Source organism: Sphingomonas molluscorum, assembly GCF_039522995.1.
Classification (GTDB): Bacteria; Pseudomonadota; Alphaproteobacteria; order Sphingomonadales; family Sphingomonadaceae; genus Sphingomonas; species Sphingomonas molluscorum.
Genome location: NZ_BAAAEL010000001.1, coordinates 841434 through 862015, shown reverse-complemented (window position 1 = coordinate 862015; position 20582 = coordinate 841434). Strand labels below are relative to the sequence as shown.

23 protein-coding genes are annotated in these 20582 nt (G+C 70.8%); 10 read left to right on the top strand and 13 right to left on the bottom strand.

What is annotated here, in order from left to right; all coding sequences use genetic code 11:
- Positions 1 to 94: 94 nt before the first annotated feature.
- Positions 95 to 685, bottom strand: coding sequence for a TetR/AcrR family transcriptional regulator (locus ABDZ92_RS04110; RefSeq protein ID WP_125961292.1), 591 nt, complete (start codon positions 683 to 685; stop codon positions 95 to 97).
- Between the two features lie 76 nt (positions 686 to 761).
- Here ABDZ92_RS04110 and bdcA point away from each other — a divergent pair, with 76 nt between their 5' ends.
- The 3 genes from bdcA (at position 762) to ABDZ92_RS04095 (ending at position 5439) form a co-directional block, all read left to right on the top strand.
- Entirely contained in the window at positions 762 to 1475 is a 714-nt protein-coding gene (gene bdcA, locus ABDZ92_RS04105) for an SDR family oxidoreductase (RefSeq protein WP_125961291.1), read from the top strand.
- Positions 1476 to 1622: 147 nt separating this feature from the next.
- Positions 1623 to 2615: an MBL fold metallo-hydrolase gene (locus ABDZ92_RS04100; RefSeq protein ID WP_125961290.1), complete on the top strand. Its 993-nt coding sequence runs from the start codon at positions 1623 to 1625 to the stop codon at positions 2613 to 2615.
- 73 nt (positions 2616 to 2688) lie between these two features.
- Positions 2689 to 5439, top strand: coding sequence for a TonB-dependent receptor (locus tag ABDZ92_RS04095; RefSeq protein ID WP_125961289.1), 2751 nt, complete (start codon positions 2689 to 2691; stop codon positions 5437 to 5439).
- A 65-nt stretch (positions 5440 to 5504) separates the two neighbouring features.
- Here ABDZ92_RS04095 and ABDZ92_RS04090 read toward each other — a convergent pair whose 3' ends face one another.
- From ABDZ92_RS04090 to ABDZ92_RS04075, 4 genes are all read right to left on the bottom strand, one after another.
- On the bottom strand, positions 5505 to 7490 hold the full coding sequence (locus ABDZ92_RS04090) for a TonB-dependent receptor domain-containing protein (RefSeq protein WP_343761661.1): 1986 nt from the start codon (positions 7488 to 7490) through the stop codon (positions 5505 to 5507).
- A gap of 83 nt (positions 7491 to 7573) precedes the next feature.
- A complete protein-coding gene (locus ABDZ92_RS04085) occupies positions 7574 to 8485 on the bottom strand; it encodes a LysR family transcriptional regulator (protein ID WP_241211884.1) in 912 nt (303 codons plus the stop codon).
- An 8-nt stretch (positions 8486 to 8493) separates the two neighbouring features.
- On the bottom strand, positions 8494 to 9306 hold the full coding sequence (gene map, locus ABDZ92_RS04080) for a type I methionyl aminopeptidase (RefSeq protein WP_125961287.1): 813 nt from the start codon (positions 9304 to 9306) through the stop codon (positions 8494 to 8496).
- Between the two features lies 1 nt (position 9307).
- A complete protein-coding gene (locus tag ABDZ92_RS04075) occupies positions 9308 to 9517 on the bottom strand; it encodes a ParD-like family protein (RefSeq protein ID WP_125961286.1) in 210 nt (69 codons plus the stop codon).
- A 115-nt stretch (positions 9518 to 9632) separates the two neighbouring features.
- Here ABDZ92_RS04075 and ABDZ92_RS04070 point away from each other — a divergent pair, with 115 nt between their 5' ends.
- On the top strand, positions 9633 to 10172 hold the full coding sequence (locus tag ABDZ92_RS04070) for an NADPH-dependent FMN reductase (RefSeq protein ID WP_125961285.1): 540 nt from the start codon (positions 9633 to 9635) through the stop codon (positions 10170 to 10172).
- A 79-nt stretch (positions 10173 to 10251) separates the two neighbouring features.
- Positions 10252 to 11478 carry a Gfo/Idh/MocA family protein gene (locus ABDZ92_RS04065; RefSeq protein ID WP_125961284.1) on the top strand — a complete coding sequence of 409 codons (1227 nt, stop codon included), beginning with the start codon at positions 10252 to 10254 and terminating at the stop codon, positions 11476 to 11478.
- 52 nt (positions 11479 to 11530) lie between these two features.
- Here the strand turns inward: ABDZ92_RS04065 and ABDZ92_RS04060 are convergent, their stop codons facing one another.
- Complete coding sequence (locus tag ABDZ92_RS04060) at positions 11531 to 11971, bottom strand: hypothetical protein (protein ID WP_125961283.1); 441 nt, start codon at positions 11969 to 11971, stop codon at positions 11531 to 11533.
- A gap of 99 nt (positions 11972 to 12070) precedes the next feature.
- Positions 12071 to 12244: a DUF465 domain-containing protein gene (locus ABDZ92_RS04055; RefSeq protein WP_125961282.1), complete on the bottom strand. Its 174-nt coding sequence runs from the start codon at positions 12242 to 12244 to the stop codon at positions 12071 to 12073.
- A 405-nt stretch (positions 12245 to 12649) separates the two neighbouring features.
- On the opposite strand from ABDZ92_RS04055, the gene ABDZ92_RS04050 reads away from it, so the two are divergent.
- The 3 genes from ABDZ92_RS04050 to ABDZ92_RS04040 all read left to right on the top strand — a co-directional run bounded on the left by ABDZ92_RS04050 (position 12650) and on the right by ABDZ92_RS04040 (position 14163).
- The gene (locus ABDZ92_RS04050; RefSeq protein WP_125961281.1) at positions 12650 to 12934 is read left to right on the top strand and encodes a hypothetical protein; all 285 of its coding nucleotides are present in this window, start codon (positions 12650 to 12652) and stop codon (positions 12932 to 12934) included.
- A 65-nt stretch (positions 12935 to 12999) separates the two neighbouring features.
- A complete protein-coding gene (locus ABDZ92_RS04045) occupies positions 13000 to 13347 on the top strand; it encodes a hypothetical protein (RefSeq protein WP_125961280.1) in 348 nt (115 codons plus the stop codon).
- A gap of 153 nt (positions 13348 to 13500) precedes the next feature.
- On the top strand, positions 13501 to 14163 hold the full coding sequence (locus tag ABDZ92_RS04040) for a hypothetical protein (RefSeq protein WP_125961279.1): 663 nt from the start codon (positions 13501 to 13503) through the stop codon (positions 14161 to 14163).
- A gap of 28 nt (positions 14164 to 14191) precedes the next feature.
- Here ABDZ92_RS04040 and ABDZ92_RS04035 read toward each other — a convergent pair whose 3' ends face one another.
- The 5 genes from ABDZ92_RS04035 to argH are packed head-to-tail and all read right to left on the bottom strand — an operon-like array spanning position 14192 to position 18810.
- Positions 14192 to 15151, bottom strand: coding sequence for a CorA family divalent cation transporter (locus tag ABDZ92_RS04035; protein WP_125961278.1), 960 nt, complete (start codon positions 15149 to 15151; stop codon positions 14192 to 14194).
- Positions 15148 to 15912: a precorrin-2 dehydrogenase/sirohydrochlorin ferrochelatase family protein gene (locus ABDZ92_RS04030; RefSeq protein ID WP_125961277.1), complete on the bottom strand. Its 765-nt coding sequence runs from the start codon at positions 15910 to 15912 to the stop codon at positions 15148 to 15150. Before ABDZ92_RS04030 ends, ABDZ92_RS04035 begins: the two co-directional genes overlap by 4 nt.
- Before the next feature lies 1 nt (position 15913).
- Complete coding sequence (gene lysA / locus ABDZ92_RS04025) at positions 15914 to 17176, bottom strand: diaminopimelate decarboxylase (protein ID WP_125961276.1); 1263 nt, start codon at positions 17174 to 17176, stop codon at positions 15914 to 15916.
- 12 nt (positions 17177 to 17188) lie between these two features.
- Positions 17189 to 17434, bottom strand: a complete 246-nt coding sequence (locus ABDZ92_RS04020; protein WP_125961275.1) for a hypothetical protein — start codon at positions 17432 to 17434, stop codon at positions 17189 to 17191.
- Positions 17431 to 18810 (bottom strand): argininosuccinate lyase, encoded by a 1380-nt coding sequence (gene argH, locus ABDZ92_RS04015; RefSeq protein ID WP_125961274.1) that lies wholly within the window; start codon positions 18808 to 18810, stop codon positions 17431 to 17433. Before argH ends, ABDZ92_RS04020 begins: the two co-directional genes overlap by 4 nt.
- A gap of 16 nt (positions 18811 to 18826) precedes the next feature.
- Between argH and ABDZ92_RS04010 the strand changes: the two genes are divergently transcribed.
- The gene (locus ABDZ92_RS04010) at positions 18827 to 19408 is read left to right on the top strand and encodes a TlpA family protein disulfide reductase (protein ID WP_241211883.1); all 582 of its coding nucleotides are present in this window, start codon (positions 18827 to 18829) and stop codon (positions 19406 to 19408) included.
- 1 nt (position 19409) lies between these two features.
- On the opposite strand, the gene ABDZ92_RS04005 is transcribed toward ABDZ92_RS04010, so the two are convergent.
- Entirely contained in the window at positions 19410 to 20006 is a 597-nt protein-coding gene (locus tag ABDZ92_RS04005) for a TetR/AcrR family transcriptional regulator (protein ID WP_241211882.1), read from the bottom strand.
- Positions 20007 to 20157: 151 nt separating this feature from the next.
- On the opposite strand from ABDZ92_RS04005, the gene ABDZ92_RS04000 reads away from it, so the two are divergent.
- Positions 20158 to 20556: a RidA family protein gene (locus ABDZ92_RS04000; RefSeq protein ID WP_125961272.1), complete on the top strand. Its 399-nt coding sequence runs from the start codon at positions 20158 to 20160 to the stop codon at positions 20554 to 20556.
- Positions 20557 to 20582: the final 26 nt, after the last annotated feature.

Below are 20582 nucleotides of genomic sequence, written 5' to 3'. Positions count from 1 at the left end.
GCCGCGGGAGCCGTACTCGGCTTTCGCTGCAGACATTTCCGCAAGGGCCGAGCTCCCGGGAGAGGCCGCGCTATCCGCGACCTGCGCCCCACCCTCAGTCGCCGAGCGCCTGCGCGATGGCGAGGCCGGCGAGGCGGGCGGTGGCGAGGAGGCGATCGAGGTCGTGGCCGTGGCGTGCGGCGGCTGACAGGCCGGCCATGGTGGTGCAGACGAAGTCGGTCAGGCGATCGGCGTCCTCGGGATGGCGATCGGCGATGTAGCGGCGGATCACCGCTTCGGCTGCGACCAGGAAGGCGGAGGCGGCCTCCCGCGCCTCCGCGTCGTTGCAGCGCGTGCCCTCCAGAACCAGGCAGCCGGTGGTGCACGGCGCGGCCGCATAGCGGCGCGCGGCCTCTTCGAGCAGTGCCGCCAGCGCCTCGGCGACGGGCCGGTCGGGAAGGAGGATCGCGTCGAGCGGGATCGCGCCGGTGCCGGCATAGCGATCCAGCACGCGCGCATAGAGCCCGAACTTGCTGCCGAACGCCGCATAGAAGCTGGGGGGCTTGATGCCGAGCGCCTCCGTCACGTCGGCGACGCTGACCGCGTCATAGCCGCGCGTGTGGAACAGCGTCTGGGCGACGGCCACCGCCTGTTCCGGATCGAAGCTGCGCGGACGGCCGCGGGTGCGCGGTTTATTTGTAGTCACGATTACAGAATGCCTTGACGGTGCGAAGTCGCTGTTTATGTAGCGATCCCTACAGTAATTTGCCAGGGAGTGCCAGATGACCGCGTTTCAAGGAAAGTCCGTTCTCGTGCTGGGCGGGAGCCGGGGCATCGGGGCGGCGATCGTGCGGCGCTTTGCCGCGGACGGCGCGACGGTGACCTTTACCTATGCCGGTTCGGCCGAGGCGGCGCAGGCGCTGGCGGCGGAGACGGGCAGCACCGCGGTGGTGACGGACAGCGCCGACCGGGATGCGGTGATCGCGCGGGTGCGCGAGAGCGGGCCGATCGACGTGCTGGTGGTGAATGCGGGGATCGCGGTGTTCGGCGACGCGCTGGAGCAGGACCCGGACGTGATCGACCGGCTGTTCCGCATCAACGTCCATGCGCCCTATCACGCCTCGGTCGAGGCGGCGCGGCAGATGCCGGAAGGCGGGCGGATCATCGTGATCGGATCGGTCAACGGCGATCGGATGCCGGTGGCGGGCATGGCATCCTATGCGCTCAGCAAATCGGCGCTTCAGGGGCTGGCGCGTGGCCTTGCCCGCGACTTCGGGCCGCGCGGGATCACCATCAACGTGGTGCAGCCCGGGCCGATCGACACCGACGCAAATCCCGAAGATGGTCCGATGCGCGACCTGATGCACAACTTCCTGGCGATCAAGCGCCACGGGCGGCCGGAGGAAGTGGCGGGCATGGTCGCGTGGCTGGCAGGGCCGGAAGCCGGGTTCGTGACGGGCGCGATGCACACGATCGACGGCGCGTTCGGCGCCTGAGCGGGACGCGCGCGGCCGCGCCGCCACCAAAAGCGCGCCCGCGCGTTCTCCCGCCGCAGATTGCGACAGGGGGACGGGCATGAGCGAGGATGGCGGCGCGGAGCACGGCGGGCAGGCGGCCGCCGCCGCAGGGCGGCAGGACTGATCGTGGCGCGCAACCGCTATTACCAGGGGCCGCCGAGCGACCATTTCGACGGCGTGCGCTTCTTCAATCCCGGGCAGCCTGCGACTGATCGCGGGCTGGCCGACATGCTGCGGTGGAAGTTCGGGCCGCGCCCGGCAACCTGGCCCAAGGCGGTGCCGGTCACACAGGCGGTGCCGGAGCCGCGGGTGGCGGGGCTGTCGATCACCGCGGTCGGCCATGCGACGCTGCTGATCCAGGCGGCGGGCGTGAACCTGCTCACCGATCCCGTCTGGTCGGAGCGGGCGAGCCCCTTCAGCTTTGCGGGGCCGAAGCGGGTGACGGCGCCGGGAATCGCGTTCGACGCGCTGCCGCGGATCGACGCGGTGCTGCTGTCCCACAACCATTATGACCATCTCGACATGGCGACGCTGAAGCGGCTGCATGCGCGCGACGCGCCGCTGATGGTGATGCCGCTGGGCAATGACGCCATCGTGAAGAAGGGTGTTCCCGGGGCGCGGACGGTGGTGGGCGACTGGGGCGACCGCATCGCGGTGCCCGGCGGTGCCGCGACGACGCTGGTGCCGGCCAACCACTGGTCGGCGCGGGGCACCGGCGACCGGCGGATGGCGCTGTGGGCGGGGCATTGGATCGAGACGCCGGTGGGCCGGGTCTATTTCGCCGGGGACAGCGGCTGGTGCGGGGGCGGCATCTTCCGCGACATTGCCGCCAGGCACGGCGCGCCCGACGTCGCGCTGCTGCCGATCGGCGCCTATGCGCCGCGCTGGTTCATGGCGCCGCAGCATGCCGATCCGGAGGAGGCGGTGACGATGTTCGAGCTGCTCGGGGCGGCCCATGCGCTGGGCATCCACTGGGGGACGTTCCAGCTGACCGACGAGGCGCGCGAGGAGCCGGTGGCGCGGCTGGCGGCGGCATTGGCGGCACGCGGGATCGCGCCGCAGCGATTCATCGCAGCGACACCTGGCGACACATATTCCTTCGCACCTGCGATGGCGTGAAACTTCTGCGACATTTGCTCGCTAGGCCATCGCCGGAGTGAACGCGCGGGCGTTGCGCGGGTGGGAGATTCGAATGCGTCCTTTGTCGACGGCAGCATGGTTGCTGCTGGGTGTGGCCAGTCCTGCGCTCGCAGCCGCGCAAACGGACCCGGTGCCGGCCCAGACGCCGCCGCAGGGGGAGCCGGGCGACTCCGGCCCGCCCGAGGCGGTGGAGGAAGAGACCGAGGGCGCGGAGATCGTGGTGACCGGGCGCACCCCGCCGGGAACGGTCCCGGGCGACATCCCGCCCGAGATCCAGCTGTCGCCCGCAGACATCCGCTCCTATGGCGTGAGCTCGGTCGCCGAGCTGCTCGAAGAGCTGGCGCCGCAGACCGGCAGCGGCCGGGGGCGCGACGGCAACGGCGCGCCGGTGGTGCTGGTGAACGGCAGGCGCACGGCCGGCTTCCAGGAAATCCGCGACCTGCCGACGGAGGCGATCCTGCGCGTCGACATCCTGCCGGAGGAAGCGGCGCTGAAGTTCGGCTTCCGCGCGGACCAGCGCGTGGTGAACTTCGTGCTCCGCCCGCGTTTTCGCAGCATCACCGGCGAGCTGACCGACCGCATCCCGACCGAAGGCGGCAGCAACCAGTTCCAGGCGGAGGCCGGGCTTACCCGGATCAACGACGCCGGCCGGCTGAACGTCAACCTGGAGGCGGAGGGCGTCTCGAACCTGCTGGAGAGCGAGCGCGACATCACGCCGAGCACCAGCGCACGGCGGCCGTTCGACCTGACCGGCAACATCACCGGCCTGCGCGGCGGCGAGATCGACCCGGCGCTGAGCGCCCTGGCCGGAACCACCGTGACGCAGGCGGGCGTGCCCGCCGGGATCGCCAACCCGGGGCTGGCCGACTATGCCGGGACGGCGGGCGTCCTCAACGTGACCGACACGACGCCCTTCCGCACGCTCCAGCCGTCGAGCAACCGGGTGGCGGCGAACGCGGTCTACAGCACCAGCATCTTCGGCAATGTGGCGGCGACCGGCACGGTGCGGTTGGAGCGCAGCGAAAGCCATGCGCTGTCCGGCCTGCCCGGCGTGGAGCTGCTGCTTCCGGCCGAGGGCCCCTTCTCGCCCTTTGCGAACGCCACCACCCTCTATCGCTATGCCGACGTCGATCCGCTGGAGCGCACCAACCGGAGCTGGACGGGCAATGCTACCGCCGCCTTCAACGGCGACATCGGCCGGTGGCGCTGGTCGCTCAACACCAGCTACCAGCGCGACGAGTCGCGGACCTTCACCGAGCGCGGGCTCGACACCGTCGGTCTCCAGGAAGCGATCACCGCAGGCGATCCGGACGCGAGCCCGTTCGGGCCGCTGGACCTCTATGCCCGCGTGGTCGACCGCGCGAAGTCGATCAACCAGGTCGCGGCGATCGACGCGCTGGCGTCCGGCACGCTGTTCGAGATGCCGGCCGGCCCGGCGTCGGCGAGCATTCGGGTGCTGGGAAACACCACCGACCTGAAGAGCGATTCGCTGCGGGCGGGCGTTGCCCAATCCGCCGACATCGGCCGCGACACGGGCACCGCGCGCGGCAACCTGGACCTGCCGATCGCAAGCCGTTCGCGCGACGTGCTGGCGTTCCTGGGCAACCTGTCCCTGAACGGCAACGCCGAGGTGGAGCAGCTGTCCGACTTCGGTACGCAGACGACGCTGGGCTATGGCCTCAACTGGCAGCCGGCCGAGCCGGTGCGGCTGCTGGTGTCGGTGACGCACGAGGAAGGCGCGCCGACGCCGCAGCAGCTGGGCAACCCGGTGCTGGTGACGCCCAATGTGCGCATCTTCGACTATGTGCGCGGCGAGACCGTGGACGTGACGCAGGTGGAGGGCGGCAACCCGAACCTGGAGGGGGACAGCCGGCGCGTGTTCAAGGCCGGGCTGAACCTGCGCCCGATCCGCGACACCGACCTGACGCTGACCGCCGACTATGTGTCGAGCCGGATCAAGAACCCGATCTCGAGCTTCCCGGCGGCGACCGCGGAGATCGAGGATGCGTTCCCCGACCGGTTCCTGCGCGCGGAGGACGGCACGCTGCTGCGCGTCGACACGCGGCCGGTGAACTTCGCCCGTTCCAAGCGCAGCCAGCTGCGCTGGGGCTTCAACTTCTCCAAGCCGATCGTCACCGAGCGGCAGCGGCAGGAAGAGGCGGCGCGCGCGGCCCGGCGGGCGGAACGCGAGGCGGCGGAAGCGGCCGGCACCGCGCCGCCACGCGAGGCGCGGGGCGAAGGCGGCCCGGGTGCGGGTCGCGGGCCGGGCGGCGGTGGCTGGGGCGGTCGCGGGGGCGGCCGTGGCGGCGGCGGGGCCGGCGGGCGGCTGCAGTTCGCGGCCTATCACACCTGGCAGTTCGAAAACTCGATCCTGATCCGCGAGGGGCTGCCGGAGCTGGACCTGCTCAACGGCTCTGCATCGGGAAGCCGCGGCGGCCAGCCGCGCCACCAGATCCAGCTGCAGGGCGGCTATGTCGTCAACGGGCTGGGCGCGCGCGTGAGCGCCAACTGGCAGAGCGCGACCGAGGTCAACGGCGGCACGACCGGCAACGACCAGCTGCGCTTCGGCTCGCTCGCCACCGCCGACCTGCGGCTGTTCGCGAACCTGGGCCAGCAGCCGGCGCTGGTGCGCGACCATCCGTGGCTGCGCGGCACGCGGGTGACGCTGTCGGTCGACAACATCTTCAACCAGCGCCAGGAAGTGACCAGCGCGCAAGGAACGGTGCCGCTGAGCTACCAGGGCGGGTTCCTCGATCCGCTCGGCCGGACGGTGCGGATCAGCGTGCGAAAGCTGTTCTTCTGACAACCGCGGGCGCGGCGGCCGGGGAGCCGGCCTGCCGCGCCCGTGGCGCTTCCCTGCCGGCGCGATCAGAAGCGCGCGGCAAGGCCCAGCCAGAGCCGGGCCGGATCGATCACATAGGCATAGTCGGCATAGTCCAGCCGCTTGTCGAACAGGTTCTGGATGCCGCCGTGGAGGGTCACGGCCTCCGTCAGCCGGTAGCTGCCGCCGATGTCAACGGTGGTGTAGGAGGCGGCGACGACGTTCTCGCCGCTGATCTGCGCCTCCGTCACGGCTTCCTCGCCGCGGTAGATGGCGCGGACGTAGCCGCTGAAGCCGCCCGCCGGCTTCCAGTTGAGCGAGGCGCTGGCCTGCTGCTTGGGCGTGTCGTTGAGCGCGGCACCGGCGTTGGCGCCGCTCAGCTGCTCGGAATCGGTGAGCGTGCCCGAGGCGTTGAGGCGCAGCGTCGGGGTGAGGCGCACGTCCACGGTCGCCTCGATGCCCTGGACCCGCGCGCGGTCCACGTTGACATAGGTGGTCGGCGGCCGGCCGATCGTGCTCAGCGGTTCGTCGATGCACCAGGCGGCCGCTTCCTCGCAGGTGACGCGGGTGATCTTGTCCTTGAAGCGGGTGTCGTAGGCGGAGAGGCTCGCCTGGAACCCGTCCCCGTCGTAGAGCAGCGATGCCTCGAAGGTGCGCGAGGTCTCCGCCTCCAGATCGGGGTTGCCGTAGATCGTGCCGCCGCGGCTCGTCTGGCCCCAGTCCTCGAGCGTCTGGCGCAGGTTGGGCGCGCGAAAGCCCTGCGAATAGCCGCCCTTGAGCGTGAAGTCGGGCGTCATGTTCCACACCGCATAGACGCGCGGCGTCCAGTGGGTGCCATATTGCTCGTCGTCGTCCATGCGCAGGCCGCCGGTGAGCTTGAACCCGTCCACCACCGCGAGCTCGTTCTCGGCAAACAGCGCCCAGTTGGTGCGGTCGGCGCCCGTGCGGGTCGACCCGTTGAGCCGGTTGCCGGTGAGGTCGGTCAGATCCTCGTTGCGGTAGAAGGCGCCGATGCTGAGCATGTTGGAGGGCAGCGGCACCGTCCAGATCGACTGGCCGACCGTGTTCTTGATCCGCTTCTCGCCCTCGACGTGCTCGGCATCCTCATACTGGAGGTAGCTTTCGGATGCGGCGAAGCCCCACTTGCCGCTGTGGCTGAGCGACGCGACCCAGCGCTTCTGGGTCATGGTGTCCTGGGTGCCCTCGGGCACGGTGTCGCTCGCCTCGACGGTCTTGCCGGCGGTGGAGATGGTCTTCTGCCGATAATAGCCGCCCTCGACCAGGAAGCGGTGGTCGGCGCCGGCATCGAAGCCGAGCTTGCCTGCGATCGAATCGTCGTGGCGCTCCGGCGTGCCACCGATCACGTCGTCCTCGCTGCGCCGGTTGCGCGAACCCTGGAGCTGGATGCCGACCGCGTCGCCGGCGAGCGGCCCGGACAGGTAGAAGTTGCCGTCATAGACGTTGCCGAAATCATCGCCGAGCTGGAGCGTGCCGTTGACGCGCGCGCTGCCGCGCCAGCGGTCCGATATGGCCCGGGTGATGACGTTGACGACGCCGCCCATCGCATCCGAGCCGTAGAGCGAGGACATCGGCCCGCGCACCACCTCGATCCGCTCGATCGCCTCGAGCGGGGGCAGCAGGCCGCCTTCGCTGATGCTGCCGCCGTTGGTGCGCGATTCGCGCGAGGACAGGCGTTTGCCGTCGACCAGGATCAGCGTGTACTGCGGTGCCATGCCGCGGATGGAGATGTCGCGGCTGTTGCCCTCGCCCGGGGTGACGGTGACGCCGGGGATTTCCAGCAGCGCGTCCGTCACCTCGCGATAGGGAAGCCGCTCCAGATCCTCGCGCGTGATGACGCTGATGGAGGCGGGCGCGTCCTTGACCTGCTGTTCCCGCGCCGTGGCGGTGACGACGATCTCGTCGGTGTTGAGGCTCTGCTGCCCGGCCGGCACCTCTTCGGCGTGGAGCGGTGCGGCGACCGCTGCGGCGAGCGTCAGGGTCGCCTTTCCGGCGAGCCACCCAAAGCGAGACATGCATTCCCCCTGCTATTGCGAATAAGTCGCAGGCTCATTGTCGGCAGCGGCGCCGTTCGCAAGGGGTCCGCAGCGTATATCGGCTATTCGCTGGACGAATGGCAGGCGGTGCCCAGCCGGTCGGCGAGCCAGGCGACCGCCGGATCCTGTGCGCTGCGCTCGTGCCAGAGGAGGGTATAGTGGAGGGTGCCGACCTCGGCCGGGGCGTGTCGCAGCGCGAGGCCGTGGACGCGGGCAAAGGTGCGGGCTGCCCGGAGCGGCAGCATCATGAGGAGGTCGCTGCCGGCGATCACCCCGGCCGCGGCGTGGAAATAAGGGATGCGGGCGCTGACCTTGCGCGCCCGCGCGACCTCCCCCAGCACATGGTCCAGCCGTTCCACCTCGGCATCGCTGACGGTGATGCCGAGGTGGGTGCAGCCGAGCAGCTGGTCCAGGGTCAGCGCGCCATCGCCGGTCGCGAGCGGATGCTCCGGCCGCATCAGGCAGGCGAAGCTGTCGGTGAACAGCGCGCGCCCGTGCAGCTGCGCGGGGTTATAGTCGAGGCCGGAGACGGCGAGGTCGATGTCGCCCGCGGCCAGCGCCGCCGCGGGCTCGAACGGCAGCGGCACGATGTCGATCGCGGCCTCGGGCGCGGCCTTCAGGATCGCCGGCAGCGCCGGAGTGATCGCCGCCATCACGCCGAAGTCGGTGGCGGCGATGCGAAAGCGCCGCCGCAGCGAGGCCGGCTGGAATTCCGGCGACTCGATCAGAATGGCGGCCGACTCCAGCCAGCTGCTGACCGGCTCCAGCAGCGCGTCGCCGCGCGCGGTGCGGCACATGCGGTTGCCGACGCGGACCAGCAGCGGATCGCCGATCGCGCTGCGCAACTGGGCAAGCGAGCGGCTGACCGTCGGCTGGCTGAGGCCGAGCTTGCGGGCGGTGGCGGTGACGCTGCACGTCCGCAGCAGCACGGCCAACATGGCCAGGAGGTTGAGGTCGAGCGAGGGGAGGTGCACAAACCCCGTTATTGCGAACGCCTGTCGATAGCAACACGGGCGTCCTTTCGGCTGCCGGTGCTGGCCGTCTCGTCGGTGCGCAGCGTCAGCACCTCGACGCCGGTGCCCGTCACCGCGACCGTGTGCTCGAACTGGGCGGAGAGGCGGCCGTCCTGGGTGACGACGGTCCAGCCGTCGTCGGCGGTGGCGACGCGGCGGCTGCCCTGGTTGAGCATCGGCTCGACGGTGAAGGTCATGCCTTCGCGCAGCCTGGGGCCGGTGCCGGGGCGGCCGTGGTTGAGGACGGAGGGTTCCTCGTGCATCTCGCGCCCGATGCCGTGGCCGCAATATTCGCGCACGACCGAATAGCCGTTCTTCTTGGCATGGCGCTCGATCGCGGCGCCGATGTCGCCCAGGTGCCCGCCGGGGCGGACCTGGCGGATGCCCTCCCACATCGCCTCCTGCGCGACGCGCACCAGCCGGCGCGCGGCCGGATTGACGGTGCCGACCATGTAGGTCTTGCTGGAATCGGCGATGAAGCCGTTCTTCTCCAGCGTGATGTCGAGGTTGATGATGTCGCCGTCGCGGATGATGTCCTGCGCGCTCGGGACGCCGTGGCAGACCACCTCGTTGATCGAGCAGTTGAGGACGTACTGGAAGCCGTACTGGCCCTTGCTGGCGGGGCGGGCGGCGAGGTCGTCGGTGATGAAGCGCTCCACCAGGTCGTTGACCTGGAGGGTGGACATGCCGGCGAGGTCCTGGCCGTCGAGCATCTCGAACACCGAGGCGAGCAGCCTGCCCGAGATGCGCATCAGCGCGAGCTCTTCCGGGGTCTTCACCATTTCAGGCGGCCGCGGCGTGGGTGGGCGGCAGGTCGACGGCGGCGGCGAGCTCCGCCTTCACGATTTCGCTGAAGGAGAGGGTTGGGTTGGCCTCGGCGAGCATGCCGATCTTCATCCAGAACTCGGCCTGGGCGTTGATCGAGCGGCACATCACGGTGCTGGCACGGCGCACCTCTGCATGGAGGTGGTCGTCGATCTTCACGATGCCCATCGGAGGTCCTTGTGCAGGCGGAATATGCGAAGCGTATATGGATCGTATATCAGCCGGTCAACCGGAGGGCACCGCCGGCTGGCATGCGGTGCGGCTTTGCGGTAGCGCCGGGACCATGAAGCAGCCGCACATCGTCGCCATCGGCGGAACGCTCCGCGCCAGCTCGGGCACCGCCCGCGCGCTGGAGATCGCGCTCGCCCAGGCCGAGAGCCAGGGCGCGCGCACCACCTTGCTGACCGGGGCCGCGATCGACTTTCCCAACTACGAGCCCGAAAGCGCGCTGGAGAACCCGGTGATCGCGGCGTTCCTGGCGACGCTGCGCGACGCGGACGGGATCGTGATCGGGTCGCCGGGATATCACGGCACGCTGTCGGGGCTGGTCAAGAACGCGCTCGACCACGTCGAGCTGATGCGCGGCGACGACCGCGTCTATTTCGACGGGCTGCCGGTGGGGATCATCGCGACGGCGGCGGGATGGCAGGCGGCGGTGGCGACGCTGGGCACGCTGCGCACGGTGGCGCACGCGCTGCGCGGCTGGCCGACGCCGATGGGGGTTGCGATCAACACGCTGGCGAGCCCTAATGCGATCCACGAGGCCGAGCCGCAGATCGCGACCATGGTGGGGCAGATCATGGGCTTCGTCGGGCGCGGCTGAGGCTGCGCCAGGCGGCATAGAAACGACAATCGCAAGGCAGGACGTACCGACACAGCAGTTCCCGACAAGGAGACAGGTGATGGTGGAAAGCGTGGTGACGCGAAGAGGGTTGCTCCAGGCCGGGGGAGGCGTGGCGGCCGCCTCGCTGGTCGCCGCCGCAGGTCCGGCGACCACGCTTGTCCAAGGGGGCGGTGGCGCACGGCTGGCGGGACAGCCGCTGCCGGGTGGGGCGAAGCTCCCCGCGACGCCGCCGGCGCGCAAGGCCGCCGACAGCGTCGGCTTCGCCATCGTGGGGCTGGGCGGCTATGCGCTCAACCAGATGATGCCGCGCTTCCCCCAGGCGAAGCGGGCGCATGTCGCGGCGATCGTTTCGGGCAATCCGGAGAAGCTGCGCCAGGTGGGCGACGCCTATGGCGTGCCCGCGGACGCGCGCTATTCCTATGACAACTTTGGCAGGATCGCCGCCGACAAGCGGATCGAGGCGGTCTATGTCGTGCTGCCCACCGGCCTGCATGCCGAATGGGTGATCCGCGCCTTTGCCGCGGGCAAGCATGTGCTGTGCGAGAAGCCGATGGCGCTTTCGAGCGCGGAGTGCGAGCGGATGATCGCGGCTGGCAAGCGCGCCAACCGCAAGCTGATGATCGCCTATCGATCGCATTTCGAGCCGTACAATGTCGAGGCGATGCGGCTGATGCGGCAGAAGGCGGTGGGCACCATCCGGCTGCTCCGCACCGAGCAATCCTATCGCATGGGGCCGACGAGCCCGAGCGATAACTGGCGGGCGAGCCGGGCGCTGGCGGGCGGCGGGCCGCTGGAGGACTACGGCATCTATGGCCTGCAGTCAGCGCTCTATCTGACCGGCGAGATGCCGGAGAGCATCAGCGCCACGGCCTTCCGCCCCTCAGGCGACCCGCGCTTTGCCGAGATCCTGGCGCATGTGTCGTCGCAATGGCGCTTCCCGTCGGGTGCGGTCGCGCAGCTGGTGACGTCCTATGACTCGGCCGGCATCAACTTCGCCGAGGTGCGCGGCACCGAGGGCGTGCTGAAGATGGACCCGGCGACCAGCTATTCGGGCCAGAAGATGTGGACCGAGGGGCGCGGGGGACGCGAGTTCTCCCCCGGCGATCCGGAGGTGCAGTTCGCAGGGCAGCTCGACCATTTCACCGACGCCATCCGCACCGGCTCGCCGATCCGGACGCCGGGGGAAATGGGGCTGCGCGACCTTCGCCTGATGGAGGCGATCTACGCCTCGGCCGAGCGCGGCCAGACGGTGAAGCTGGCGCCCGACGGACGCATGCGGGCTTGATCGGCCTCACGGGCCGCCGGACCTTGCCGGCGGCCCGGGGTTCGCGCCCGGATCAACTGGTGGACCGCGCCGGGGGCAGCCGGTCCAGCTCGGCATCGAGGACGGGCCGGTCCTCGCCTGCTGCGAGCGCGAGGTGGCGGCTGGTGTCGCCCACCCGTGCGGCGACGTCGCGCGCGATCGCGCCGCGATTGGTGCTGCACCAGCCCGGGCGGCTGCCGCTCGCCACGTCGTTGCGGACGAAGCTGCGGGAGAAGGAGGCGTCCTGCCCGCGCGTGGCGGCGCGATCGACCGAGAGGTGCGCGGTCCAGGCGCAGCGCAGCGTCGAGGGACGCCCGCCCGGCGCGACCGTGCCCAGCTGGCGGTGCTCGACCTGAACCGTGCCGCGATAGTCGGCCTGGACGGGGCCGGAGGGGTGCTGGACGGTGACCTGATGCGCGCCCGCCGGGGTGGCGGTGGCGGCGGCAAGGAGCATCGCTCCGATTGCTAGAGACATGATGAGACTTCCGGATCGTCTGAAAAAGGGGCCGGGGGGCGGGCGCTGGCTGCTGCCATCGCCCGCGGGCCGCCGGCGGGGTGGATGCGGCGGGCCCGGTCAGGCGGGCTGCGGCCGGCGACTCATGGCGTGCAGCCGATCCTTCACACGCAGGCGCAGCCGTTTCAGCCGCAGCAGGTTCAGCGTGTCGGGGGTGCGCCGCTTGGTTTCGGCGCGGATCTGCTCGTCGAGCCGCTGGTGCAGCTGGGTGAGTCTGTAGACGAAGGTGTTCAAAGCCTCTCTCCAATCCGAGATTGAAAGATCGGATGATCGGCGATGCGAGGGGGCAGGAAGCCAGGCCAACATCGAGATCACCCGATGCGGTCCGACATCACGTTCCTCCCGAAGGAGGAGCGCCAGAGGGGCCCGGCCCGCACCCTCAAGCTAGGGTGCGGTGCGCCTCCGTCAAGGCACTTGCGTGTAACAAAGTGGGTCTGGTTGACAAAGCCGGCCGGCGGGATCACCCTTCGTCCATGTCCGCACAGGCGACATATCAGCGCTTCCGCGACCACGCCGGCCAACTCGCCGCGCGCGCGTAGCCCGGGTTCGGCGGCGTGCCGCCCGGGCCCGGGACTTATTCGATCCGAACGTCGGGACGCGCCCTGCGCGCCCGGTCCTCGAGTAAGCGGAATCCCTGTCATGACCGAAGCAGTTTCGATGACCCCGGCGCGCCGTCCGGTGGCGGATGCGTCGCAGATCCACGCCGAGCCGGCGCCGCGCGAGCTGGTGATGCGGCCGGAGCATTTCTTTTCCAACACCTTCCACCTGGAGATGGAGGGCACCGACGCCGGCCGCGAGGAGGCGCTGGCATCGTTCCGCGCCGCCCCGACGCGCGACGAACCGGGCGCGCTGAGCCTTGTGCTGATGATCCTGCTGGTCGGGGTGCCGGCGCTCGTGGCGCTGGCGCTGTTCTCGGCAGCATAGCCCCGCGCCTCCCGCCGGGAGGCGGCCGGTGGCCGCCAGGTGTTGACCTCGTGCGAGGAGCATCCGTGCCGACCGGGCTGAAGGCGCTGCTGCTGGTGGTCGCAAGCGCGCTCTGCTGGCTCGGCGCGTGCCGGCTGGCAGGGGTGCGCGAGCCATGGGATGCGGAAGCCTATTGGCGGCTGTGGGTGCCCGCGTCGCTTGCGCTGTCGGCGGTCGCCGGATGGTTCTGGCGGAAGCCGGGGTGGCCGGCCGGCGTGCTGATCACCTTTGGCCAGCTGCCGGTGCTGTGGATCGCAAACGGGGAGAGCGGCGGGCTCTGGGTCGCCGGGGTGCTGACCCTGGGGGTGCTGGCGCTGCCGGCGGCGGCGGTTTCGGGGGTGGCGGCGCGGCTTCGGCGCGGAACGCGGCGCTAGAGCGATCCGGCTTGCGTCAAGCGGGGTTTGCGATCAGCTTTGCGGAGAAGGCGTTCCTGCGCCGAGGCACGGAACGTCGCGCTTTGAGGGAGGCGGCCGAATGCACGTCAGCATCGCAAAGGCAGGTGAGTCGGCAGATCGGGGAGGGGTGCTGTGATCGCGACCTCGATCGCCGCGCTGCTGCTGGGGCAGACCCAGGTTCCGCAGGAGAGTGCGCCGTCGCTCGCGTCGGCATCCCCGAACCCCGCCGGCGAGACCGCACGCCCGGCGCGCGCGCGGACGGCGGCGGACCCAGCCTCGCTGGCGGAGATGCAGGCGTTCGGGCGCTGTGCGGCGCGACGCGCGCCCGCCAAGGCGGCGGCGCTGCTGCAGATGGACTATACGACGCCGCAATATCAGCAGGCGCTCCGGAAGCTCGCCTTGTCCAACGCCAGCTGCTCGCCCGGGAAACAGGGCCGGTTCGCCGGGGTGCTGTTCGCGGGGGCGGTCGCGGAGGAGCTGCTGTCGCATGCCGGCAACCTGCCGGAGGCGCTTGCCTATGACCCGGCCAAGACGGCGGTGAAGACGCTGGGCGAGACCGACCGGACCGCCAACTGCGTCGCGCGCACGGCCTCCCGCGAGGTCGCGGCCCTGTTCGCGACGCCGGTGGCGAGCGAGGCGGAACGCGCGGCGATCCGCACCCTCACGCCGGTGGTGGAGACGTGCATGGCGAAGGGGCAGACGGCGCGCTTCAACTATCCGGGGCTGCGGGCGATCCTGGCCACCGCCTCCTATCGCATCGTCGAGGCGGGCCGGACCTCGGCAGCCGCAGGCTAGCCCAGGAGGGCAGACGGCGGCGCCGCCCCTAGCTTGCGCGGTTCAGCCAGTGGCGGTGGACGAACCAGCCGGTGATGCCGGCAGCGAGCAGGATGCAGACGCCGATCACGCCGGCAAAGGCCCAGGGTTCGTGGGCGAAGGGGATCCCCTCGACGTTCATGCCGAGCAGGCCGGTCAGGAAGGTCAGCGGCAGGAACACCATCGCGACGATCGCGATCTGGAGCGAGCGCTGGTCGATCTGTTCGGCGCGTAGATCGGTGAGCGTCTCGTGGATCAGCGCGGCGCGCTCGCGGATCGCCTCCAGCTCCTCCGCCATGCGCGCGGCCTGGTCGGCGGCGGCGGCGATGTGGAGGCGGTCGTCGGCCCCGAGCCAGTCGCCGGGCAGCGCCGAGAGCTTTTCGAGCGCGGCACGCTGGGGGCTGAGGAAGCGGCGGTAGCCGATCGCCTGGATGCGGGCGCGGCTGACGATGCGCCGCAGCTCGAACACGCGGTCGGCGCTCAATTCCCCCTCGCAATCGTCGAGCGTGTCGCCGAGGTCGGCGACGAGCGGGTCGAGCTCGCCCGTGATTTCCTCGGCAAAGGCGACGATCAGGTCGCCCGGATCGGCGACCTGGGCCTGTTCGACCTCTTCGCGGACCGCGGGCATGGCGGTGAGGCGGTGGCGGGTGACCGAAAACACGCGGCCCGCGGCGGCATAGAGGCGCACCGAGGCCAGCGGATCGGAGGTGGCGAGATCGTCGGGCGAAAGGCCGCGCAGGTTGACGAAGGCGCCGTTCTCGATGGCGGTGCAGCGCGGGCGCGTCTCGACCGCGACCAGTGGGTCGATGACAAAGGCAGGGAGGCCGGCGACGCCCTCCAGCCAGGGGCGCAGCGCCGGTTCCTCGCCATGGAGGTGGATCCACACCAGCGCGCCGTCTGCGGTGACGGCATCCTCCAGGGAGATGGTGCGGGCGGTGCCGTCCTTCACCTGCATCGCAAAGCCGTTCAATGCAGCATCTCCAGCAGGATCGTGAGGCCCGGGGCGTCGGGCGGGGGGGTGTCGCCGGCGATGCGATCGGCATCGGCGCGCGCGCGATCGAGGATGGCGGCAGGCACGTCAGGGGCGTGGACCAGCCGGTCGGCGCGGGCGAGCAGGCGGGCTTCGCGCAGGGTGAGGTCGTCGGGATCGGGCGAGCGCAGGGCGATGCGGACGTGCTCGGACGGCGGGGCCTCGGCGGTGTCGAGCCAGCGGGCGACGGCGTCGTCATCCTGTGCGGTCAGCGGGTCGAGCGCACCGCCTGCGGAGAGCGCCGTGCCGAGCGCGCGGCGGCGGGCGTCGCCGTCGGGGAAGCGCTGGCGCAGGGCGGTGCGGGCGGCGTGGAGCTGTTCGGCGAGGCGGCCGAGGCCGGCGGGGAGCAGCGTCTCGAGCCGTTGGCGGACGGCAGCGGCCAAGCCTGCCGAGATGCCGCCGGTCGCGACCGCGACCAGCAGCGGATCGCGGTCGACGATCGCCGGCAGGGTGAAGTCGCAGAGCTCGGGCCGGTCGACGGCGTTGACCAGGATGCCGCGGGCGCGGAGCGCGGCGATGGCGGCGTGGGCTTGCGTCTCGTCGGCGAGGGCGACGACGGCGAGGCGGGCGTCGGGGTGATCCTCGACCACCTGCGCGCCGGCGCGTTCGAGCAGGCGGCGCTTGGCGTCGGCGGCGGGGCCGTCGCCCTTCAGGATCACCGGCCTGCCGGCCAGCCGCAGCAGGACCGGCAGGCCGATCATGTCAGGCGAGCCAGTCCGGCAGCACGTCGGCCTCGACCATCGACCGGATCGACGGACGTTCGCGGACCACGGCGAAGCGGTCGCCCGAGACCAGCACCTCGGGCGTGAGCGCGCGCGAGTTGTAGGTGCTCGACATGGACGCGGCATAGGCACCGGCGGTGCGGAAAGCGACGAGATCGCCGGCCGCGACATGGTCCATGGTGCGGCCAGTGGCAAAGGTGTCGCCGGTCTCGCACACCGGGCCGACGACGTTGACGGTCTCGCGCTGGCCGGTGGGCACGACCGCCTCGATCGCGTGATAGGCGTCGTAGAGGCTGGGGCGCAGCAGGTCGTTCATCGCCGCGTCGACGATGACGAAAGGGGCGTTGGCGCCCTGCTTCACGCGGATCACGCGCGATACCAGCACCCCGGCGTTGGCTACGATGAGGCGGCCGGGCTCGAAGATCAGGCGTGCGTCCCAGCCGGCGGTGGCGCGGCGCACCATGTCGCCATAGGCGGCGGGCGAGGGCGGCGCGGGCTTGGCGGGGTCGTAGGGGACGCCGAGGCCGCCGCCCAGGTCTGCGGTGGCGATGCGGTGGCCGACGGCGCGCAGCTCGGCGATCAGCGCGCCGACGCGGCCGAACGCGGCCTCCAGCGGGCCGAGGTCGGTGAGCTGGCTGCCGATGTGGACGGCGACGCCGCGCACCTCCAGCCCCGGCAGCGCCGCGACATGGGCGAAGGCGTCGAGCGCGCGATCATAGGGGATACCGAACTTGTTGTCGGCGCCGCCGGTGGAGATCTTCGAGTGGGTGCCGGCGAGCACGTCCGGATTGACGCGGATCGCGACCGGTGCGGTGACGCCGCGCGCCGTCGCAACGGCGGAGAGCATGTCGAGCTCCGGCTCCGACTCGACGTTGAACTGGCCGATGCGGGCGTCGAGCGCCTGCGCCATTTCCTCGGCGGTCTTGCCGACGCCGGAAAAGACGATGTCCTGCGGGCGTACTCCCGCGTGGAGCGCGCGCGCGAGCTCCCCGCCCGAGACGACGTCGGCGCCGAGGCCGGCGCGGGCGAGGGTCGCGAGCACCGCGCCATTGGGGTTGGCCTTGACCGCGAAGGCGATCAGCGGGTTGTCGAGACCGGCCAGCGCTTCGCGGAACACGGCGACGTGACGGGCGAGCGTCGCGGTCGAATAGACGTAGACCGGGGTGCCCACCGCGTCGGCGATCGCCGCCAGCGGCACGTCCTCGGCATGAAGCGCGCCGTCGCGCAGCTGGAAATTGTCCATGGGTTCAGGCGCTCAGTTGCGGGGCGGGATGTCGAACGGATCGTCCTGGCGTTCCGTCGACTCGCGCAGCAGCTCGTCGCTGCGGGTGGGGCGCTGCTGCGTGGTGGGCGTCAGCAGGTCGCCGGGCGTGGGCGTGGCGGTGGCGCCATAGGGCGGCGGCGGCAGCGCCTCACCCTCGGCCGGCCGCAGATCGCGGCGCGCGCCGCAGCCGGCGAGCGCAAGGGCAACGACGGCGAGCAGCAGCGGGCGACGGGTCATGCGGCTTCCTTTGCACGGGCGGCGCGGGCCGCGGCGACGGCGGCGCGCACCCGATCCGGGGCGGTGCCGCCGAAGCTGGTGCGGCTGCGAACCGATGCGTCCACGGTCAGCACGGTGTAGACGCTGTCGGTGATGCGCGGGTCGATCGCCTGGAGATCGGCGAGCGGCAGCGCGTCGAGCGCGACGCCGCGCTCCTCGGCGAGCTTCACCGTGCGGCCGGTGACGTGGTGCGCCTCGCGGAACGGGAGCCCCGCCTCGCGCACCAGCCAGTCGGCGAGGTCGGTGGCGGTCGGGAAGCCCGCCTCCAGCGCCGCGCGCATGCGGGCCGGGCGGAAGGTCGCGCTCTCGACCATGCCGGTCATCGCCGCGATCGAGAGGGCAAGCAGGTCGGTCGCCTCGAACACGGGCGGCTTGTCGTCCTGCATGTCCTTTGAATAGGCGAGCGGCAGGCCCTTCATGGTGACCATCAGCGCGGTCATGCACCCAAGGATGCGTCCCGAATGGCCGCGCACCAGCTCGGCGGCATCCGGGTTGCGCTTCTGCGGCATGATCGATGAGCCGGTCGACCAGGCGTCGGAAAGGGAGACGAAGCCGAACGGCTGCGACGCCCACAGCACGAACTCCTCGGCCATGCGCGACAGGTGCAGCGACGCCTGCACGGCGGCGGTGAGATATTCGATCGCGAAGTCGCGGTCGGAAACCGAATCGAGCGAATTGTCGGTGGGGCCATCGAAGCCGAGCGCGCGGGCAGTCGCCTCGCGATCGATCGGGAAGCCGGTGCCGGCAAGTGCTGCGGCGCCGAGCGGGCAGCGGTTGAGGCGCGCGCGGGCATCGGCGAAGCGGCCGCGGTCGCGCGCCACCATCGCGTGATAGGCCATCAGGTGGTGGCCGAGCGTCACCGGCTGGGCGACCTGGAGATGGGTGAAGCCGGGCATCACCGTCTCGGCATGCTCGTCGGCGCGCGCGATCAGCGCGTCCTGCAGGCCGCCGAGCGCGGCATCGACCGAGTCGATCGCGTCGCGCACCCACAGGCGGAAATCGGTCGCGACCTGATCGTTGCGCGAGCGCGCGGTGTGGAGGCGGCCGGCCGCCGGGCCGATCGCCTCGGCCAGACGCGCCTCGGTCTGCATGTGGATGTCCTCGAGCGCGAGATCCTCGGCCACGCCCTCGCGCGCATAATGCTCGGCGACGCCGTCGAGGCCGGTGCGGATCGTGGCCGCGTCCTCGGCCGTCAGGATGCCCTGGGCGGCCAGCATCGCGGCATGCGCCTGCGATCCGGCGATGTCCTGCTGCCACATTCGCTTGTCGAACGGGATGGAGGCATTTATCTCCCGCATCACTGCCGAAGGGCCTTCGGCGAAGCGCCCGCCCCACATCGAATTGGAGCCTGCCTTGCGCTCGGTAATCGCGCTTCTCCTTGCCACAACGCTGCTGCTAACCGGGGCTTGCGATAGGCGACCCAACCCGGCCCGGCAAGACGAAGCCGGCACGGTTCCCGACGTTGCTGCGGCCGGCGGCGGCGAGGCGCCTGCAAAGGCCGGCGCGGTCGACCGCAGCCACAAGGGCGAGGCGGCGCCGGACGTGGCATTCGAGGCGCCGGACGGCACGCCGACGAGCCTGGCGGCATTCCGCGGCAAGCCGGTGCTGGTGAACCTGTGGGCGACCTGGTGCGCGCCCTGCATACAGGAGATGCCGACGCTCGATGCGCTGGCGGGCGAGGGGAAGCTGAAGGTGGTGGCGGTGAGCCAGGACTTGGAAGGCCGCAAGGCAGCGGCGCCGTTCCTGGCCAAGCATGGCTGGACGAAGCTGGCCGCCTATGCCGACCCCAAGCTGGGGCTTTCGACCGGCCTCAACGCGAACCTGCCGACGACGATCCTGTACGACGCCGCGGGCAAGGAGCTGTGGCGGGTGCAAGGCGCGATGGAGTGGACCGGCGCCGACGCGCGGACGTTGCTGGGCGAAGCGGGGGCCTGAATCAGCCTCGCTTTGCCAGCAGTCCCTCGGCCATGAGCCGGAAGGCGGCGATCGCCTTGGGCAGGGTGACCTGGGGATCCTCGCTGGCGGCAACCCATAGCGCGGCGTTGAAGGCCGCGCCGCTCAACAGGCGGGACGCGGCCTCGACATCGACCGGCTGCATGACGCCCTCGGCTAGTAGCCGCGCGACCGCCTCCATGGTGATGCTGAGGCACGCATTCTGGCTCGGCCATGTCGCGGGGTCGCCCAGGAAGGCGGGGCCATCGAGGAGGACGATCCGCCGCACCTCCGGATCGAGCGCCATTTCGATATAGGCGGCGCCTTCGGCGAGCAGCCCTTCCCACTCGTTGGCCGCGGCAGCTCCGGCGCGCTGCGCGCGCGCAGCCATCTCGCCATCGACCTGCGCGACCACGGCGGCCAGCAACCCCTTCTTGTCGCCAAAGCCATGATAGAGGGCACCGCGGGTCAGGCCGACCTCTGCGGTGAGCTCGTCCATCGACGCCCCGGCGAACCCGGATGCCGCAAACGCCCGTCGCGCCGCGCCGATCAGCTTGGCGCGATTTTCCTCCATGGTTTCGGCACGGCGCTTTGCGGCCAAGACAATATTCCTTTCACATACGTGCCGTATCTGAGTTGACATGCGCGGGGCGCGTGTTCAAATACGCTGCGTATGCAGATGATCCTGCAAGCTCCCAATGTCCAGTACGCGGATCACACGGGCGTGCCGGCACGACGAAGGAGATGATGACATGGCCAAACGTGACGCAGTCTTTCCTCCCAACCGGCACGCGCTGTACGAGGCGCACGGCTATTCGGCGGCGATTCGCTCCGACGACCTCCTGTTCGTGTCGGGTCAGGTTGGCAGCCGCGACGACGGCTCGCCCGAGTCGGATTTCGAGGCGCAGGTGCGGCGGGCGTTCGCCAATCTGGAAGCGACACTGCGCGCGGGTGGGTGCGGGTTCGACGACGTGATCGACGTCATGACCTTCCACACCGATCCAGAGCAGCAGTTCGAGACGATCATGGCCGTGAAGAGCGAGATTTTCGGGGCCGCGCCCTATCCGACCTGGACGGCGATCGGCGTCACCTGGCTCGCGGGCTTCGACTTCGAGATCAAGGTGGTCGCCCGAATCCCCAAGAACAGCTGATTAGCGAGGCGGGGCGTCACCCTTGC

Excerpts from the sequence above, each read along its gene's own strand:
- ABDZ92_RS04000 (WP_125961272.1), top strand. The coding sequence starts at position 20,158 with ATGGCCAAACGTGACGCAGTCTTTCCTCCCAACCGGCACGCGCTGTAC.
- lysA (WP_125961276.1), bottom strand. The coding sequence starts at position 17,176 with ATGGACAATTTCCAGCTGCGCGACGGCGCGCTTCATGCCGAGGACGTG.
- ABDZ92_RS04030 (WP_125961277.1), bottom strand. The coding sequence starts at position 15,912 with ATGATCGGCCTGCCGGTCCTGCTGCGGCTGGCCGGCAGGCCGGTGATC.
- ABDZ92_RS04090 (WP_343761661.1), bottom strand. The coding sequence starts at position 7,490 with ATGTCTCGCTTTGGGTGGCTCGCCGGAAAGGCGACCCTGACGCTCGCC.
- ABDZ92_RS04075 (WP_125961286.1), bottom strand. The coding sequence starts at position 9,517 with ATGGGCATCGTGAAGATCGACGACCACCTCCATGCAGAGGTGCGCCGT.
- ABDZ92_RS04095 (WP_125961289.1), top strand. The coding sequence starts at position 2,689 with ATGCGTCCTTTGTCGACGGCAGCATGGTTGCTGCTGGGTGTGGCCAGT.
- ABDZ92_RS04020 (WP_125961275.1), bottom strand. The coding sequence starts at position 17,434 with ATGACCCGTCGCCCGCTGCTGCTCGCCGTCGTTGCCCTTGCGCTCGCC.
- map (WP_125961287.1), bottom strand. The coding sequence starts at position 9,306 with ATGGTGAAGACCCCGGAAGAGCTCGCGCTGATGCGCATCTCGGGCAGG.
- ABDZ92_RS04050 (WP_125961281.1), top strand. The coding sequence starts at position 12,650 with ATGACCGAAGCAGTTTCGATGACCCCGGCGCGCCGTCCGGTGGCGGAT.
- ABDZ92_RS04070 (WP_125961285.1), top strand. The coding sequence starts at position 9,633 with ATGAAGCAGCCGCACATCGTCGCCATCGGCGGAACGCTCCGCGCCAGC.
- argH (WP_125961274.1), bottom strand. The coding sequence starts at position 18,810 with ATGTGGGGCGGGCGCTTCGCCGAAGGCCCTTCGGCAGTGATGCGGGAG.
- bdcA (WP_125961291.1), top strand. The coding sequence starts at position 762 with ATGACCGCGTTTCAAGGAAAGTCCGTTCTCGTGCTGGGCGGGAGCCGG.
- ABDZ92_RS04060 (WP_125961283.1), bottom strand. The coding sequence starts at position 11,971 with ATGTCTCTAGCAATCGGAGCGATGCTCCTTGCCGCCGCCACCGCCACC.
- ABDZ92_RS04065 (WP_125961284.1), top strand. The coding sequence starts at position 10,252 with ATGGTGGAAAGCGTGGTGACGCGAAGAGGGTTGCTCCAGGCCGGGGGA.